This window comes from Candidatus Colwellia aromaticivorans, from assembly GCF_003333305.1.
GTDB lineage: Bacteria > Pseudomonadota > Gammaproteobacteria > Enterobacterales > Alteromonadaceae > Colwellia > Colwellia aromaticivorans.
In genome coordinates this window covers 1-17,010 of the sequence record NZ_QOLD01000016.1, presented here as the reverse complement: position 1 = coordinate 17,010, position 17,010 = coordinate 1, and the positions used below count along the sequence as shown (strand labels likewise).

Below are 17,010 nucleotides of genomic sequence, written 5' to 3'. Positions count from 1 at the left end.
GCGACAACTTGAAGTTTGTTGTAGAGCTTATCAACCCAGTAGCGATGGACGAAGGTTTACGCTTCGCAATCCGTGAAGGTGGTCGTACTGTTGGTGCTGGTGTTGTTTCTAAGATTATGGATTAATTTGTAGTTAACATCGATTTAGCGTCGTTGTAGGTACTCATTGACTAGCGTCAACTCCGTGCCAACGTCTTGCTAAATCATCTGTTATCTAACAAATTCATATAGAAATAATATCTATTATAAAAAGGTCGCTAACGCGGCCTTTTTTGTTTTATGATTTTATAAACTCGTACTTCGACAGTTCGTCCCTCACGCTCAGCACTAATGGAAAGTTGTTCCGTTCACCCAGAGCGTCTCCGTTTACCCTGAGCTTGTCGAAGGGAGCTGGCGAAGGGGAACTCGAAAATATTTGCTCGTATCGTGGCTCCTGAGTCAAATACTTCTTGAGTAATATGCTTGGCTGAGTATAATAGCGCCTCACTTCTCGAGTATCTCTTAATTCCCTTTAAAAACTAAGATTCACCCGATAAGTGTAACTATTGATTTAGTAAGTTATAAGAACTTATTAAATCTTTGTAGGGGTGTAGTTCCAATTGGTAGAACAGCGGTCTCCAAAACCGATGGTTGGGAGTTCGAGTCTCTCCACCCCTGCCATTTAAGAGCCTAGATAAAGAGGCTCTAATTAACCACACGAGTGTGGCTATATTGTTTCAAATTAGATTGATAATTACGGAATAGAAATATGAATGCAAGTACAGAAGAGCAGCCAAGCAGTTCTTTCGACGGTTTAAAATGGGGTGTCGTTGCCTTGTTATTAGCTGCAGCGATTGGTGGTAACTATTATTATGGTCAAGAATCAGTATTACTTCGCGCTATTGGTGTTGTATTTGCTGTAGGTGTTGCTGGCTTAGTTGCTATGCAAACATTTAAAGGTCGTAATGCTGTTGCATTTGCAAAAGAATCGCGTACTGAAGTACGCAAGGTGGTTTGGCCAACACGCCAAGAAGCTATTCAAACAACAGGTATCGTATTAGTAGTGACGTTATTGATGTCATTACTGCTTTGGGGATTAGATTCGGTTCTTTTTTGGGTAGTCGGCTTAATTACAGGTATGAAGGTATTATAATGTCTGAAGATTTTATGGAAGACTCTGTTGATGGTAACGAAGCAGAAGAAACTGAAGAAAAAATTGTCAATACCAATCCTAAATTAAGATGGTATGTTGTTCAGGCTTTTTCTGGCTATGAAGGTCGTGTACAAAAAACTTTAGTAGAGCATATTGGGATTCACGGCTTAGAAGAAAAGTTTGGTGAAATTTTAGTACCTACTGAAGAAGTTGTTGAGATGCGTGCGGGACAAAAACGTAAAAGTTCTCGTAAGTTTTTCCCTGGTTACGTACTGGTTCATATGGAATTAGATGATGAGTCATGGCATTTAGTTAAAAGTGTGCCACGTGTATTAGGTTTTATCGGTGGTACTAAAGAAAGACCTCTTCCTATTTCTCAAAAAGAAGCAGATCGTATATTACAGCGTTTAGAAGATACTGATAAACCTAAACCTAAAACATTATTTGAACCAGGTGAAGTTGTTCGTGTTATTGACGGACCATTTGCTGACTTTAATGGTGTTGTTGAAGAGCTGGATTACGAGAAAAACCGTATCAAAGTTTCTGTGCTTATCTTTGGTCGTTCAACACCTGTTGATCTTGAGTTCGGTCAAGTAGAAAAAGGTAGCTAATCGCTCATCCTTTTAATCTTGCTCAAAACAAAACGCTTGCCTTATGCAGGCGTTTTTTGTTTATGTGATCTTAAAAAATTGATGAAATACCACTCTTTAAAATAAAATTCTTGAAATACATCACTTGGTTAATATATAATCCGCTGCCGCGTTTTTTTAGCGCGGACTAAAGTCACCTGTTTTTGAGTGAAATCATTGCGAAAAGGTGTTTTAGTAAACAGGGAAGCGAAAACTGCTAACGCGGTAATTAGCGTTAACTACCCACAATAAAGGTATTTTTAAAATGGCTAAAAAAGTCCAAGCTCTAATCAAGCTACAAGTAGCTGCTGGTGCAGCTAACCCGTCACCACCTGTTGGTCCTGCATTAGGTCAGCATGGTGTTAACATCATGGAATTCTGTAAAGCGTTCAACGCAAAAACAGATTCTTTAGAAAAAGGCGCTCCGGTTCCAGTAGTAATTACTGTTTATAATGACCGTTCGTTTACTTTCGAAACAAAAACACCACCTGCATCATTCTTATTAAAGAAAGCTGCTGGTATTAAGAGTGGCTCTGGCCGTCCTAACACAGATAAAGTTGGCACTGTAACTACAGCTCAACTTGAAGAAATCGTTAAGACAAAAGAAGCCGATTTAACTGCTGGTTCATTAGAAGCTGCAGTGCGTACCATTGCGGGCAGTGCCCGTTCAATGGGTTTAGTGGTAGAGGACTAATCAATGACTAAATTAACAAAACGCGCTCGTCTTATCCGTGAAAAAGTAGACGTAACAAAAGAATATGATATCAGTGAAGCAGTTTCTTTATTAAAAGAATTTGCTACAGCAAAATTCCGTGAAAGCGTAGATGTTGCTGTAAATCTTGGTATTGATGCTCGTAAATCAGATCAAAACGTTCGTGGCGCAGCAGTATTACCAAATGGTACTGGTCGTGAAGTACGTGTTGCTGTATTTACACAAGGTGCAAACGCAGAGAAAGCTAAAGAAGCTGGTGCTGATATTGTAGGTATGGAAGATTTAGCTGAGCTAGTAAAAGCTGGCGAAATGAACTTCGACGTTGTAATTGCTTCTCCTGATGCAATGCGTGTTGTTGGTCAACTAGGTCAAATTTTAGGCCCACGTGGTTTAATGCCTAACCCTAAAGTTGGTACAGTAACTCCTGACGTAGCTGGCGCGGTTAAAAACGCTAAGTCTGGTCAAGTACGTTACCGCAATGACAAAAACGGTATCATCCATACTACTATTGGTAAGGCTGATTTCGAACCTGCACAATTGCAAGAAAACTTAGAGTTTTTGCTAGAAGCGCTTAAAAAAGCAAAACCAGCAAATGCTAAAGGTCAATACCTTAAAAAAGTTTCTCTTTCTACTACTATGGGTGCCGGCGTTGTCGTTAGCCAAGCTAGCTTAACGCAAGCCTAGTTTCAGTTTCTGTACTGAATAAAGTACGGAATGTAGAGAAAGTAAAGCTTCAATTATTGAACCTTTACAAGGGCGGATTTATGAACTATAATTTCGCCCCTTAAATTTTGGTAGGAGTTGTGTTAGTTGTTTTCTTCTAGATAACAAAAATACAACCCCCGTCCAAGACCGTAGGAGTATTTATTGGATAAGTTTGCCTTCTGGCTTTCTGATGAAAATAGAAACTTAATATTTCCTACGTAGATGGTGATTACCCAGATATTTTCCTTAAATTCTGGTCCTCGCCGTAATGGTCTAACTGATAGATTACTATCAGTTAGGGATTGTAAATACCGGTACTTTTTACCGGTTTGAACCAGGAGTTAAAGCCAATGGCTATCAATCTTGATGACAAAAAAGCAATTGTTGCTGAAGTTCAAGAAGCTGCTAGTGGCGCTCACTCAGTTGTAATCGCGGATGCCCGTGGTGTAACAGTTGAAGCAATTACTGTATTGCGTAAGCAAGCACGTGAAAATGGCGTATGGATGAAGGTTGTCCGTAACACATTAGCACGTAGAGCAGTAGAAGGTACTGATTTTGAATGTGTTGCTGACGTATTCAAAGGTCCTTCATTAGTTGCTTTTTCAAGTGAACACCCAGGTGCTGCTGCACGTTTATTCACAGATTTCGCTAAAACTAACGAAAAATTTGAATTAAAAGCAGCTGCATTTGAAGGTAACGCAGTAGACGTAAATATGTTAGCGAAGCTACCAACTTACGACGAAGCGATTGCACGTTTAATGAGCGCAATGAAAGAAGCATCTGCAGGCAAATTGGTCCGCACGATTGCTGCAGTTCGCGATCAGAAAGAACAGGAAGCTGCATAGGTTATTTAAGCTTATTGCTTAAACCTGAGTTTTTTGTATTTATAGTTATTTCAAACAGTGTTTTTTATTACTTACATAAGAAAGTAAAAAGGCCTGTTTATTAAAAATTAGGAAATTATAGTATGTCTATTTCTAAAGACGATATCTTAAACGCAGTTGCTGAAATGTCAGTAATGGACGTTGTTGCTTTAATCGAAGCAATGGAAGAAAAATTTGGCGTATCAGCTGCTGCAGCTGTTGCTGTTGCTGGCGGTGACGCTGGTGGTGCTGCTGAAGAACAAACTGAATTTAATGTTGTTATGACTAGCTTCGGTGAGAAGAAAGTTGCAGTAATCAAAGCAGTTCGTGGCGCAACAGGCTTAGGCCTTAAAGAAGCTAAAACTTTAGTTGAAGCTCTTGGCACTGTTAAAGAAGGCGTAGATAAAGCTGAAGCAGAAGAGCTTACTAAACTTCTTGAAGAAGCTGGTGCTTCTGTTGAGATCAAATAATCTGTTTTTAAACAGATTATTTGCCTGAAAAGGCATGGCTGGTGATTTAAACGTCACCGGCCTTTTTGCGCTTTTTAGTTAGAAAATAAATGTTATTTTCATAATCAAAAATGTGCATTATTAAATGTCGGATAAATTGTTTATTAAATAACAACTTATCTCGTAATGTTTAGACGTAAATGTTACAGAATAACCTGTCTGACTGAGCTTTGCTCAGTAGGCAGATTTGGCCATAACCAGCAAGCTGAGGAACCCCATGGCTTACTCATACTTTGAGAAAAAGCGAATTAGAAAGGACTTTGGTAAAAGTGCACAAGTAATGGAATATCCATTCTTATTGTCCATTCAACTCGATTCTTTCCGCAAGTTTATTGATATTGACGCAACAGGTGAAACCGGTCTAGAGGCTGCTTTTCGTTCTATTTTCCCAATTAAAGCTTATTCAGGTAGCTCAGAATTACAATATGTAAGCTATCGTTTAGGTGAACCATTATTTGATGTTAAAGAATGTCAAATACGTGGTGTGACTTATTCTGCTCCGTTACGCGTAAAATTACGCTTAGTGGTTTACGATAAAGAAGCCGCAGCAGGTACTGTTAAAGATATCAAAGAACAAGAAGTGTACATGGGCGAAATCCCGTTAATGACAGATAACGGTACTTTCGTAATCAATGGTACTGAGCGTGTTATCGTTTCACAATTACATCGTTCTCCTGGTGTATTTTTTGATCATGATAAAGGCAAAACGCATTCATCGGGTAAAGTGTTATATAACGCACGTGTTATCCCTTATCGCGGTTCATGGTTAGATTTTGAGTTTGATCCAAAAGATAACTTATTCGTTCGTATTGATAGACGTCGTAAATTACCTGCGTCTATTATGTTACGTGCGCTAGAATTTTCTACTGAAGAAATTTTAGATATATTCTATGACACAACTGAATACACCATTAAAGGTGATAAGTTGATCATGGATTTAATTCCTGAACGTCTTCGTGGTGAAACCGCTACCTTTGATCTTAGTATCAAAAAAGGCGAAGTTTTAGTTGAGTCTGGTCGTCGTATAACTGCACGTCATATTCGTGCGTTAACGAAAGCTAAGATTGAAAAATTAGAAGTACCTGCAGAATATATTGTGGGTAAAGTATTATCAAAAGCTTATATTGATAAATCAACAGGTGAAGTCATAGCAGAAGCGAATGCTGAGTTAACTTTAGAGTTACTAGCAGAACTTAGCCAAGCAGGACATAAAACACTTTCTACTTTATATATGAATGAATTTGATGTTGGTTCATATATGTCTGATACCATTCGTGTAGATAGCTCAACTAACAAGTTAGAAGCGTTAGTTGAAGTTTACCGTATGATGCGCCCAGGCGAGCCACCAACAAAAGACGCTGCAGAAACATTATTTAACAACTTGTTTTTTGCACCAGAGCGTTACGACCTATCAACAGTTGGCCGAATGAAGTTCAACCGTCGAGTTGGCAATGCTGATGATATAGGTTCTGGTATCTTATCAAAAGAAGACGTCATCTCTGTTATGAAAACTTTAATCGGTATTCGTGATGGTAAAGGCGAAGTTGATGATATCGATCACTTGGGTAACCGTCGTATTCGCTCTGTAGGTGAAATGGCTGAAAACCAATTCCGTGTTGGTCTTGTTCGTGTAGAGCGCGCTGTACGTGAACGTTTAAGTCTTGGTGACTTAGATGCGATCATGCCACAAGATTTAATCAACGCTAAACCAATTTCTGCGGCAGTGAAGGAGTTTTTTGGCTCATCACAATTGTCACAGTTTATGGATCAAAACAACCCGTTATCAGAAGTAACGCATAAGCGTCGTATTTCTGCCTTAGGGCCGGGTGGTTTAACTCGTGAACGTGCTGGTTTTGAAGTTCGAGATGTACATCCAACGCATTATGGTCGTGTTTGTCCAATCGAAACGCCAGAAGGTCCAAACATCGGTTTGATCAACTCACTTTCGTGTTATGCACGTACTAACGATTTTGGTTTCTTAGAAACGCCATATCGTAAAGTAGTTGATGGTTTAGTCACTGATGATATTGATTACTTATCAGCGATAGAAGAGGGTAACTTTGTTATCGCTCAAGCTAACGCGGTTCGTGATGGAAATGGCAAATTAAATGAAGATTTAGTTAACTGTCGTTTTAAAAATGAGTTTACTTTGAAGTCTGCTGACGAAGTTCAGTATATGGATGTATCTCCACAACAAATTATTTCAGTTGCAGCATCACTTATCCCGTTCTTAGAACACGATGATGCTAACCGTGCCTTGATGGGCTCGAACATGCAACGACAAGCAGTACCTACGTTAAGAGTTGATAAACCTCTTGTTGGTACGGGTATGGAAAAAGTAGTTGCTGTTGATTCTGGTGTAACGGCTGTTGCAAAACGTGGCGGTGTTATTACTTACGTTGATGCTTCACGTATCGTAGTTAAAGTAAATGAAAATGAAATGCACGCTGGTGAAGCGGGTATTGATATTTACAACTTAACTAAATACACACGTTCCAACCAAAATACTTGTATTAACCAACGTCCAGTGTGTCGTATGGGGGAACCTGTAGTACGTGGTGATGTATTAGCTGATGGTCCATCAACTGATATGGGTGAATTGGCTCTTGGCCAGAACATGCGTATGGCTTTCATGCCGTGGAACGGTTACAACTTTGAAGATTCAATGTTGTTATCTGAACGCGTGGCCATAGAAGATCGATTTACTACTATCCATATTCAAGAACTAACCTGTATCGCTCGTGATACTAAGTTAGGTAGTGAAGAGATTACTGCTGATATTCCAAACGTAGGTGAATCTGCTTTAGGTAAGTTAGATGAAGCTGGCGTAGTGTATATTGGCGCTGAAGTTAATGGTGGTGACATTTTAGTGGGTAAAGTTACTCCTAAAGGTGAGACACAATTAACACCAGAAGAAAAACTTTTACGCGCTATCTTCGGTGAAAAAGCGGCTGACGTTAAAGACAGCTCTTTACGTGTACCAAACTCTGTCAAAGGTACAATTATCGATGTACAAATCTTTACGCGTGACGGTGTTGAAAAAGATGCTCGTGCTGTAGAGATTGAAGAAATTCAACTTAAAGAAGTTAAGAAAGATCTTGGCGATGAATTAAGCATCTTAGAAGATGGTGTTTTTGCCCGCACTAAAAAATTACTATTATCAGCTGGCTTAAACGAAGCCGATTTAACGGGTATGTCTCGCGATAAATGGTTAACTCAAAGTTTGTCTGATGAAGTTCAGCAAGCAGAACTTGAGCAAATTGCGGAGCAATACGATAACATTAAAGCAGACTTCGATAAGAAGTATGAAATTAAGCATCGTAAAATTACCCAAGGTTCTGATTTAGCACCAGGCGTATTAAAAATTGTTAAGGTTTACTTAGCGGTTAAGCGTCACATCCAACCGGGTGATAAAATGGCGGGTCGCCATGGTAACAAAGGTGTTATTTCAAACGTAGTGCCAGTTGAAGATATGCCTTACGATGAGTTTGGTGTACCAGTTGATATCGTATTGAACCCGTTAGGTGTTCCATCACGTATGAACATCGGTCAAATCTTAGAAACTCATTTAGGTATGGCATGTCGTGGTGTTGGTGAGAAGATCAACCGTATGTTAGAAGAGCAACGTGAAATTCATAAACTACGTAACTTCATTCAAGAAGTTTACAATGTTGGTGAATCTCGTCAAGAAGTTGATGTTGCTACTTTCTCTGATGATGAAGTATACCGTTTAGCCGATAACTTACGTGCAGGTCTTCCTATTGCAACACCAGCATTTGATGGTGCAGCAGAGAAAGAAATCAAGCAGTTATTTAAACTTGCTGATATGCCTGAAAGTGGTCAGTTCTGGTTAACAGACGGTCGTACCGGTCGTAAATTTGAACGTCCAGTAACCGTAGGTTACATGTATATGTTAAAACTAAACCATTTAGTTGATGACAAAATGCATGCACGTTCTACTGGTTCATACAGCTTAGTTACTCAGCAACCACTTGGCGGTAAAGCGCAATTTGGTGGTCAGCGATTCGGTGAGATGGAAGTATGGGCACTAGAAGCATACGGTGCAGCTTACACGTTACAAGAAATGCTTACGGTTAAGTCTGATGATGTTGCTGGTCGTACTAAGATGTATAAAAACTTAGTTGACGGTGATCATCGTATGGATCCAGGTATTCCTGAGTCATTCAACGTATTGTTGAAAGAAATTCGTTCTCTCGGTATTAATATCGAGTTAGATCAGGATTAGTCCAGAGCAAATAGTGGCTGACTTGTAGTTTGAGTCAGTATGGGAAGAAGGCAATTATATTATTGCCTTCTTCTAAAGATTTAACTCCGACAGGAGAAGAGTGTGAAAGATTTACTTAAGTTTCTTAAGCAACAAAATCAAACAGAAGATTTCGATGGTATTCGCATCGGTCTAGCGTCACCAGACTTAGTTCGTTCTTGGTCATTTGGTGAAGTGAAAAAGCCAGAAACCATTAACTATCGTACTTTTAAGCCAGAACGTGACGGTTTATTCTGTGCGCGTATTTTTGGCCCAGTAAAAGATTACGAATGTCTTTGTGGTAAGTATAAACGTCTTAAGCATCGCGGTGTAATCTGTGAAAAATGTGGCGTTGAAGTAACATTGACTAAAGTTCGTCGTGATCGTATGGGTCATATCGAATTAGCAAGTCCAGTAGCGCATATTTGGTTCTTAAAATCATTACCATCACGTATTGGTTTATTACTTGATATGACGTTGCGTGATATTGAACGTGTACTTTATTTCGAATCATATGTTGTTACCGAACCGGGTTTAACAACGTTAGAGAAAAGCCAAATTCTAACGGAAGAAGAATACCTTGATGCGTTAGAAGAGCACGGTGATGAATTTGATGCACTTATGGGTGCTGAAGCGGTTCTAGCTTTACTACAACAAATCGATTTAGACGGCGAAGTAGCGCAAATGCGTGAAGAGCTTCCTGAAATTGGTAGTGAAACTAAACGTAAGAAAATCACTAAGCGTTTAAAATTGATGGAAGCATTTGCTGCTTCAGGTAACAAACCTGAATGGATGATTTTAAATGTTTTACCAATTTTACCACCAGATTTACGTCCACTAGTTCCACTAGACGGCGGTCGTTTTGCGACATCTGATCTTAACGATCTTTACCGTCGTGTAATTAACCGTAATAACCGTTTAAAACGTCTTTTAGACTTAGTTGCTCCAGACATTATAGTACGTAACGAAAAACGTATGTTACAAGAGTCTGTTGATGCATTACTAGATAACGGCCGTCGCGGTCGTGCTATTACTGGTTCTAACAAACGTCCTCTTAAATCTCTTGCCGATATGATTAAAGGTAAGCAAGGTCGTTTCCGTCAAAACTTACTTGGTAAGCGTGTTGATTACTCTGGTCGTTCAGTAATTACTGTTGGCCCTACATTGAAATTACATCAATGTGGTTTACCGAAAAAAATGGCATTGGAATTATTCAAACCATTTATTTACGGTTTATTAGAGCGTCGTGGTTTAGCCACTACTATTAAAGCGGCTAAAAAATTAGTTGAACGTGAAGGCGCAGAAGTATGGGATGTACTTGACGAAGTAATTCGTGAACATCCAGTGATGCTTAACCGTGCACCAACACTTCATAGATTGGGTATCCAAGCATTTGAACCGGTACTAATTGAAGGTAAAGCCATTCACCTTCATCCGTTAGTATGTGCGGCATACAATGCCGATTTCGATGGTGACCAAATGGCGGTACACGTACCGTTGACAATCGAAGCACAAATGGAAGCACGTACGTTGATGATGTCAACGAACAACGTACTAGCACCCGCTAACGGTGAGCCAATTATCGTACCATCACAGGATGTTGTATTAGGTCTTTATTACCTAACAAGATTTTGTATCAATGGTTTAGGTGAAGGTATGGTATTTACTGACGCCAAAGAAGCTGAAAAAGCTTACCGTACTGGTGTTGCTGAACTTCATGCTCGCGTTAAAATTCGTATTACTGAGCATGTTAAAAATGCTGCAGGCGAATTTGAAGCTGTTACTACATTGCGTGATACGACTATTGGCCGTGCCATTATGTGGCAAGTATGTCCTAAGGGCTTACCTTATGACTTAATTGATCAGCCATTGGGTAAAAAGCCAATTTCTAAACTGATTAACCATGCTTACCGTAACTTAGGTTTAAAAGAAACGGTTATGTTTGCTGATCAGATTATGTACACAGGTTTCCATTACGCGATGATCGCGGGTTGTTCTGTTGGCATTGATGATATGGTTATTCCTGATGCTAAGTACACTATCATTGAAGATTCAGAAGCAGAAGTTGCTGAAATTCAAGCGCAGTTTGACCAAGGTCTTGTAACTGCCGGTGAGAAATACAACAAAGTAATCGATATTTGGTCGTCTGCAAACGAAAAAGTATCGAAAGCGATGATGGATAACTTATCGAAAGAAATGATTAAAAATAAAGATGGTGAAATGGAAGAGCAAGACTCATTCAACTCTATCTTTATGATGGCTGACTCAGGTGCTCGTGGTAGTGCTGCTCAGATTCGTCAGCTTGCTGGTATGCGTGGCTTGATGGCTAAACCAGATGGTTCAATCATCGAAACACCAATCAAAGCTAACTTCCGTGAAGGTTTGAATGTATCTGAATATTTCATCTCTACTCATGGTGCGCGTAAAGGTCTTGCTGATACAGCATTGAAAACAGCTAACTCGGGTTACTTAACTCGTCGTTTAGTTGATGTTGCACAAGATTTAGTGGTAACTAACCACGATTGTGGCACTACCGATGGCTTATTAATGACGCCATTGATTGAAGGTGGTGATGTAGTTGAACCATTACGCGAACGTGTTTTAGGTCGTGTAGTTTGTGATGATGTGTTAATTCCAGGTACAGAAGAAGTATTACTACCTCGTAACACGCTAATTGATGAAACTCTTTGTGATGTGATTGAAGCTAACTCAGTCGATCAAATCAAAGTACGTTCAATTATCACTTGTAAAACTGATTTTGGTATTTGTGCTCATTGTTACGGACGTGATTTGGCTCGTGGTCATATGATCAACCAAGGTGAAGCCATTGGTGTAGTTGCGGCACAATCAATTGGTGAACCGGGTACACAGCTTACCATGCGTACGTTCCATATCGGTGGTGCAGCATCGCGTGCTACTGCTGAGAACAGCATACAAGTGAATAATACCGGTACGTTGAAGCTACAAAATGCTAAATTTGTTACTAACTCTGACAAGCACTTAGTTATCACTTCACGTTCATCAGAAATTACTATTATTGATGAAATGGGTCGAGTAACAGAAAACTATAAAGTACCTTACGGTGCTGTAGTTTCTAAAAGCGATGGCAAAGCGGTTACTGCTGGCGATACCATTGCAAACTGGGACCCGCATACGCATCCTATTATTACTGAAGTAAAAGGTAAGGTACAATTCGTTGACTTAGTTGACGGTATCACCATGGTTCGTCAAACAGACGAATTAACGGGCTTATCAAGCATTGTAATTACCGATGCTGCACAACGTAATGCTAGAGGCAAAGAAATGCGCCCAGCATTGAAATTAGTTGATGCTAAAGGTAAAGACGTAATGATTGCCGGTACTGAAATACCAGCATTGTACTATTTACCTGGTAACGCGATTGTTAACCTTGAAGATGGTGCAGATGTAGGTGTTGGTGATGCGTTAGCGCGTATACCACAAGCCAGTTCAAAAACTCGTGATATTACTGGTGGTCTACCGCGTGTTGCTGATTTATTTGAAGCACGTAAACCTAAACTTCCTGCTATTCTTGCAGAGAAAACAGGTGTTGTTGGCTTCGGTAAAGAAACCAAAGGTAAAGTACGCTTATTGATTACCCAGCCTAGCGGTGAAGTGTACGAAGAGATGATCCCTAAAACGCGTCAATTGAATATCTATGAAGGTGAGCCAGTAATCAAAGGTGAAGTAATTGCCGATGGTCCTGAATCTCCACATGATATCTTGCGTTTACGTGGTGTTGCACCAGTTGCTAACTACATTGTTAACGAAGTACAAGAAGTTTACCGTCTACAGGGTGTTAAGATTAACGATAAGCACATTGAAGTTATCGTACGTCAAATGATCCGTAAATGTGAAATTCTTGATGCAGGTGATTCTACTTTCCTTAAGGGTGAGCAAGTTGAAGTGGCGAGAGTTAACATATCAAACCGTGAACTTGAAGCTGCAGGCAAGCAACCAGCTGAATATGAAATGCAAATGATGGGCATTACTAAAGCATCATTAGCAACTGAATCATTTATTTCAGCGGCGTCTTTCCAAGAAACAACACGGGTGCTTACTGAAGCTGCTGTTGCGGGTAAGAAAGATGGTTTACGTGGCTTGAAAGAGAACGTAATCGTTGGTCGCTTAATTCCTGCCGGTACGGGTTATTCGTATCATCAGGAACGTGCTAAAGCCAAGGCTGCTTTCGATGCTGTTGAAGATACACCAGTATCTGCCGACGAAGCTGAACAAGCGTTAGCTGATGCATTAAGTGCTGACTTGGGTTCTGCTAGCTAATAGCGTTAATCTTGCCGGTCGTCCAATTGGGCGACATTGGCAGATGAATATAAAAACCGTGCTCTGAAAAGTGTACGGTTTTTTTATATTTAGAACTTGGTGAAAGATCACTAATGTCTTGACAGGTTAAGCTTTGACCTATAGAATTTCGCGACCTGATATTCTGTACCAAGTAGGTATTGAATTTTAAGGTATGATATTTCACGTTTATAAACGGGTGATTCGGCAAACTTAGCCAATAGTAATTACCCAATGTTTTAACTAATCAGGAGCCCTAATGGCAACTATTAACCAACTAGTACGTAAACCACGTGTTAGACAAGTAACTAAAAGTAATGTTCCGGCGTTACAAGCTTGTCCACAACGTCGTGGCGTTTGTACTCGTGTGTATACAACTACACCAAAAAAACCTAACTCAGCACTTCGTAAAGTAGCTCGTGTTCGTTTAACTAACGGCTTCGAAGTTACTTCATACATCGGTGGTGAAGGTCATAACTTACAAGAGCATAGCGTGATTTTAATCCGTGGTGGTCGTGTTAAAGATTTACCAGGTGTGCGTTATCACACCGTTCGTGGCGCACTAGATTGTTCTGGTGTAAGCGATAGAAGACAAGGCCGTTCTAAATACGGTGCTAAACGACCTAAATCTTAAGTTTTCCTTTTTTCCTAATTGCTAGGTAAAAGATAAAAAACGTTAAGTAAGGCCAAATTAAGAAATTTTAAAATTTATATATTTTGGATTATTCCTGAATACTACGGAGAATTAAGATGCCAAGAAGACGCGTCGTTGGGCAACGTAAAATATTGCCAGATCCTAAGTTCCATAACGAACTTTTAGCAAAATTCATCAACATCCTTATGGTTGATGGTAAGAAATCTACTGCCGAAAAAATTGTTTACGGTGCACTAGATATTTTAGCCCAAAAATCTGAAAAAGATCAATTAGAGCTTTTCGAAGAAGCTTTAGATAACATCCGCCCATCTGTCGAAGTTAAATCTCGTCGTGTTGGTGGTTCTACTTATCAGGTTCCAGTTGAAGTACGTCCAGTGCGTCGTAATGCTCTAGCCATGCGTTGGTTAGTTGAAGCAGCTCGTAAACGTGGTGAAAAATCAATGGCTCAGCGCCTAGCTAACGAAATGTTAGATGCGTCTGACAGCAAAGGTTCAGCGGTTAAGAAACGTGAAGACGTTCACCGTATGGCTGACGCTAACAAAGCGTTCGCTCACTACCGCTGGTAAGCTAGCAGTATTGACCGAATGTCTTGCTCACTTTAGGTTTTTTTGCTTAAAGTGGCATATGGCTAGCAAGAGTTTCTCTTGCTAGCCATACTTGTTTTTGAAATAGTTGAATTAACCAAGTGTTTTAGTAAATGAATATTTGGTTTATTTAATTATTTAGTTTTGTTACTTATTAGTTAGTAACAAAAAAGAGGATTTAAAATTGGCCCGTATTACCCCTATAGAGCGCTACCGCAATATTGGTATTTGTGCGCATGTAGACGCAGGTAAAACCACCACCACAGAACGTGTGTTATTTTACACTGGTCTTTCTCATAAGATTGGTGAAGTGCATGACGGCGCAGCAACTATGGATTGGATGGAACAAGAGCAAGAGCGTGGTATTACAATCACCTCAGCGGCAACAACTTGTTTTTGGAAAGGAATGGAAGGCCAATTTGATGATCATCGTATTAATATTATTGATACCCCAGGACATGTTGACTTTACCATTGAGGTAGAGCGTTCATTACGTGTACTTGATGGTGCTGTTTTAGTGTTGTGTGGATCTTCAGGTGTACAGCCGCAAACTGAAACGGTTTGGCGTCAAATGGAAAAGTACGCTGTGCCGCGTATAGTCTTTGTTAATAAAATGGACAGAACAGGGGCGGACTTTTTATCTGTCGTTGAGCAACTTAAAACTCGCCTAGGGGCAAGTGCAGTACCCATACATTTAGCTATTGGCGCAGAAGACGAATTTGAAGGTGTTGTTGATCTTATTAAGATGAAGGCCATTAACTGGAACGAAAGTGACCAGGGTATGACTTTCAGCTATGAAGAAGTTCCTGCTGAAATGCAAGAGCTTGCTGAAGAATGGCGTGAGAATCTAATATCTGAAGCTGCTGAAGCCAATGAAGAGTTAATGGATAAATACCTTGAAGAAGGTGATTTAACCGAAGCTGAAATCAAAACAGGTCTACGTGCTCGTACACTCGCTAATGAAATTATTTTATGTAGTTGTGGTAGTGCATTTAAAAATAAAGGTGTACAAGCTGTTTTAGATGCGGTGATTGAATACTTACCTTCACCAATTGAAGTTGCTGCTATTACGGGTATCAATGACGATAAAGATGAAACAGAGGGAACTCGCTCAGCTGATGATGACGCCCCTTTTTCTGCACTCGCTTTTAAAATAGCAACAGACCCCTTTGTTGGAACACTCACATTCTTCCGTGTGTATTCAGGTGTAGTGCAAACAGGTGATAGTGTTTATAACCCAATCAAAGGTAAAAAAGAACGTTTTGGCCGCATTGTACAAATGCATGCGAATGACAGGCAAGAAATTAAAGAAGTCCGCGCTGGAGATATTGCCGCAGCAATAGGTTTGAAAGATGTTACCACGGGTGATACATTGTGTGATCCGAGTCATATTATTACGTTAGAGCGAATGGAATTTCCAGAGCCTGTAATCTCTGTGGCGGTTGAGCCAAGAACGTTAGCAGCCCAAGAAAAAATGGGTATTGCTTTAGGTAAACTTGCAGCGGAAGATCCCTCGTTTAGAGTTCACACGGATGATGAAACGGGTCAGACTATTATTTCTGGCATGGGTGAGCTACATTTAGATATTCTAGTCGAGCGTATGAAACGTGAATTTGGCGTAGAATGTAATGTCGGTAATCCACAAGTTTCTTATCGAGAAACAATTCGCAGTAGTGTTGAAGTGGAAGGTAAATTTATACGTCAATCAGGTGGTAAAGGTCAATTTGGTCATGTTTGGTTGAAAATGGAACCAAATGAAGAAGGTGTTGGTTTTGAATTTGTTAACGAAATCGTTGGCGGCACGGTACCAAAAGAATTTATTCCTGCAGTAGAAAAAGGCTGTAAAGAGCAAATGGATAGCGGTGTTTTAGCAGGATATCCATTATTGGATATTAAAGTAACGCTTTATGATGGATCATTTCATGATGTCGATTCAAATGAGATGGCATTCAAAGTGGCAGCTTCAATGGGCTTTAGAAAAGGCGCATTAGAAGCAAACCCAGTAATACTAGAACCAATGATGAAAGTAGAAGTAACCACGCCAGAAGCTAATATGGGTGATGTTGTGGGTGACTTAAACCGTCGTCGAGGTTTGATAGAAGGCATGGACGATGGTCCTGTCGGTTTGAAAATTGTAAATGCATTGGTACCATTAGCCGAAATGTTTGGTTATGCTACCGACTTGCGTAGTGCTACTCAAGGCCGTGCATCTTACTCTATGGAGTTTCAGCAGTATAATGAAGCGCCGAAAATGGTAGCACAAAAAATTATGGAAACTCGTTAGAGTTCCAATAATTATTTACAACAAGCACGGTCATTTGGCCGCGCTTTATTTTATTTAACGGTAAGTTATTAACCGTAATTTTTTAACATATAAGTTTAAGGTATTTTAAGATGGCTAAAGAAAAATTTGAACGTACGAAACCACATGTAAACGTTGGTACAATCGGACACGTAGATCACGGTAAAACAACTTTAACAGCTGCAATCTCTGCAGTATTAACTAAAGTTCATGGTGGTGAAGTTAAAGATTTCGCACAAATCGATAATGCTCCTGAAGAGCGTGAACGTGGTATTACAATCAATACTTCTCACATCGAGTACGATACAGCAGCCCGTCACTACGCACACGTAGATTGTC

At 39.9% G+C, this 17,010-nt stretch carries 13 protein-coding genes and 1 tRNA gene; all 14 read left to right on the top strand.

Going from position 1 to position 17,010, the window contains the following annotated elements:
* A partial coding sequence (locus DWA31_RS02665; protein WP_484038966.1) for an EF-Tu C-terminal domain-related protein occupies positions 1–125 on the top strand: 125 nt, incomplete at its 5' end.
* 457 nt (positions 126–582) lie between these two features.
* A tRNA-Trp gene (locus tag DWA31_RS02660) sits at positions 583–659 on the top strand.
* A gap of 88 nt (positions 660–747) precedes the next feature.
* Positions 748–1,131, top strand: a complete 384-nt coding sequence (gene secE, locus DWA31_RS02655) for a preprotein translocase subunit SecE (protein WP_114325124.1) — start codon at positions 748–750, stop codon at positions 1,129–1,131.
* A gap of 14 nt (positions 1,132–1,145) precedes the next feature.
* On the top strand, positions 1,146–1,742 hold the full coding sequence (gene nusG, locus DWA31_RS02650; RefSeq protein WP_425451847.1) for a transcription termination/antitermination protein NusG: 597 nt from the start codon (positions 1,146–1,148) through the stop codon (positions 1,740–1,742).
* A 283-nt stretch (positions 1,743–2,025) separates the two neighbouring features.
* The gene (gene rplK, locus DWA31_RS02645; RefSeq protein WP_114325123.1) at positions 2,026–2,454 is read left to right on the top strand and encodes a 50S ribosomal protein L11; all 429 of its coding nucleotides are present in this window, start codon (positions 2,026–2,028) and stop codon (positions 2,452–2,454) included.
* Positions 2,455–2,457: 3 nt separating this feature from the next.
* Positions 2,458–3,156, top strand: a complete 699-nt coding sequence (gene rplA / locus DWA31_RS02640; RefSeq protein ID WP_114325122.1) for a 50S ribosomal protein L1 — start codon at positions 2,458–2,460, stop codon at positions 3,154–3,156.
* A gap of 371 nt (positions 3,157–3,527) precedes the next feature.
* Positions 3,528–4,022: a 50S ribosomal protein L10 gene (gene rplJ, locus DWA31_RS02635; RefSeq protein ID WP_114325121.1), complete on the top strand. Its 495-nt coding sequence runs from the start codon at positions 3,528–3,530 to the stop codon at positions 4,020–4,022.
* 122 nt (positions 4,023–4,144) lie between these two features.
* Entirely contained in the window at positions 4,145–4,510 is a 366-nt protein-coding gene (gene rplL, locus DWA31_RS02630; RefSeq protein ID WP_114325120.1) for a 50S ribosomal protein L7/L12, read from the top strand.
* A 256-nt stretch (positions 4,511–4,766) separates the two neighbouring features.
* Positions 4,767–8,795, top strand: coding sequence for a DNA-directed RNA polymerase subunit beta (gene rpoB / locus DWA31_RS02625; protein ID WP_114325119.1), 4,029 nt, complete (start codon positions 4,767–4,769; stop codon positions 8,793–8,795).
* Positions 8,796–8,897: 102 nt separating this feature from the next.
* Entirely contained in the window at positions 8,898–13,112 is a 4,215-nt protein-coding gene (gene rpoC, locus DWA31_RS02620; protein WP_114325118.1) for a DNA-directed RNA polymerase subunit beta', read from the top strand.
* Positions 13,113–13,389: 277 nt separating this feature from the next.
* Positions 13,390–13,764: a 30S ribosomal protein S12 gene (gene rpsL / locus DWA31_RS02615; protein WP_011045492.1), complete on the top strand. Its 375-nt coding sequence runs from the start codon at positions 13,390–13,392 to the stop codon at positions 13,762–13,764.
* Between the two features lie 116 nt (positions 13,765–13,880).
* On the top strand, positions 13,881–14,351 hold the full coding sequence (rpsG, locus tag DWA31_RS02610; RefSeq protein WP_011045491.1) for a 30S ribosomal protein S7: 471 nt from the start codon (positions 13,881–13,883) through the stop codon (positions 14,349–14,351).
* A 202-nt stretch (positions 14,352–14,553) separates the two neighbouring features.
* On the top strand, positions 14,554–16,653 hold the full coding sequence (gene fusA / locus DWA31_RS02605) for an elongation factor G (RefSeq protein WP_114325117.1): 2,100 nt from the start codon (positions 14,554–14,556) through the stop codon (positions 16,651–16,653).
* A gap of 110 nt (positions 16,654–16,763) precedes the next feature.
* Positions 16,764–17,010, top strand: a 247-nt coding sequence (locus tag DWA31_RS02600) for a GTP-binding protein (protein ID WP_245942449.1), incomplete at its 3' end; no start/stop codon positions are given.

Coding starts and splice junctions, on each gene's coding strand:
- rpsG (WP_011045491.1), top strand. CDS start 13,881: ATGCCAAGAAGACGCGTCGTTGGGCAACGTAAAATATTGCCAGATCCT.
- rpoB (WP_114325119.1), top strand. CDS start 4,767: ATGGCTTACTCATACTTTGAGAAAAAGCGAATTAGAAAGGACTTTGGT.
- rplL (WP_114325120.1), top strand. CDS start 4,145: ATGTCTATTTCTAAAGACGATATCTTAAACGCAGTTGCTGAAATGTCA.
- secE (WP_114325124.1), top strand. CDS start 748: ATGAATGCAAGTACAGAAGAGCAGCCAAGCAGTTCTTTCGACGGTTTA.
- rplA (WP_114325122.1), top strand. CDS start 2,458: ATGACTAAATTAACAAAACGCGCTCGTCTTATCCGTGAAAAAGTAGAC.
- rplK (WP_114325123.1), top strand. CDS start 2,026: ATGGCTAAAAAAGTCCAAGCTCTAATCAAGCTACAAGTAGCTGCTGGT.
- rplJ (WP_114325121.1), top strand. CDS start 3,528: ATGGCTATCAATCTTGATGACAAAAAAGCAATTGTTGCTGAAGTTCAA.
- rpsL (WP_011045492.1), top strand. CDS start 13,390: ATGGCAACTATTAACCAACTAGTACGTAAACCACGTGTTAGACAAGTA.
- nusG (WP_425451847.1), top strand. CDS start 1,146: ATGGAAGACTCTGTTGATGGTAACGAAGCAGAAGAAACTGAAGAAAAA.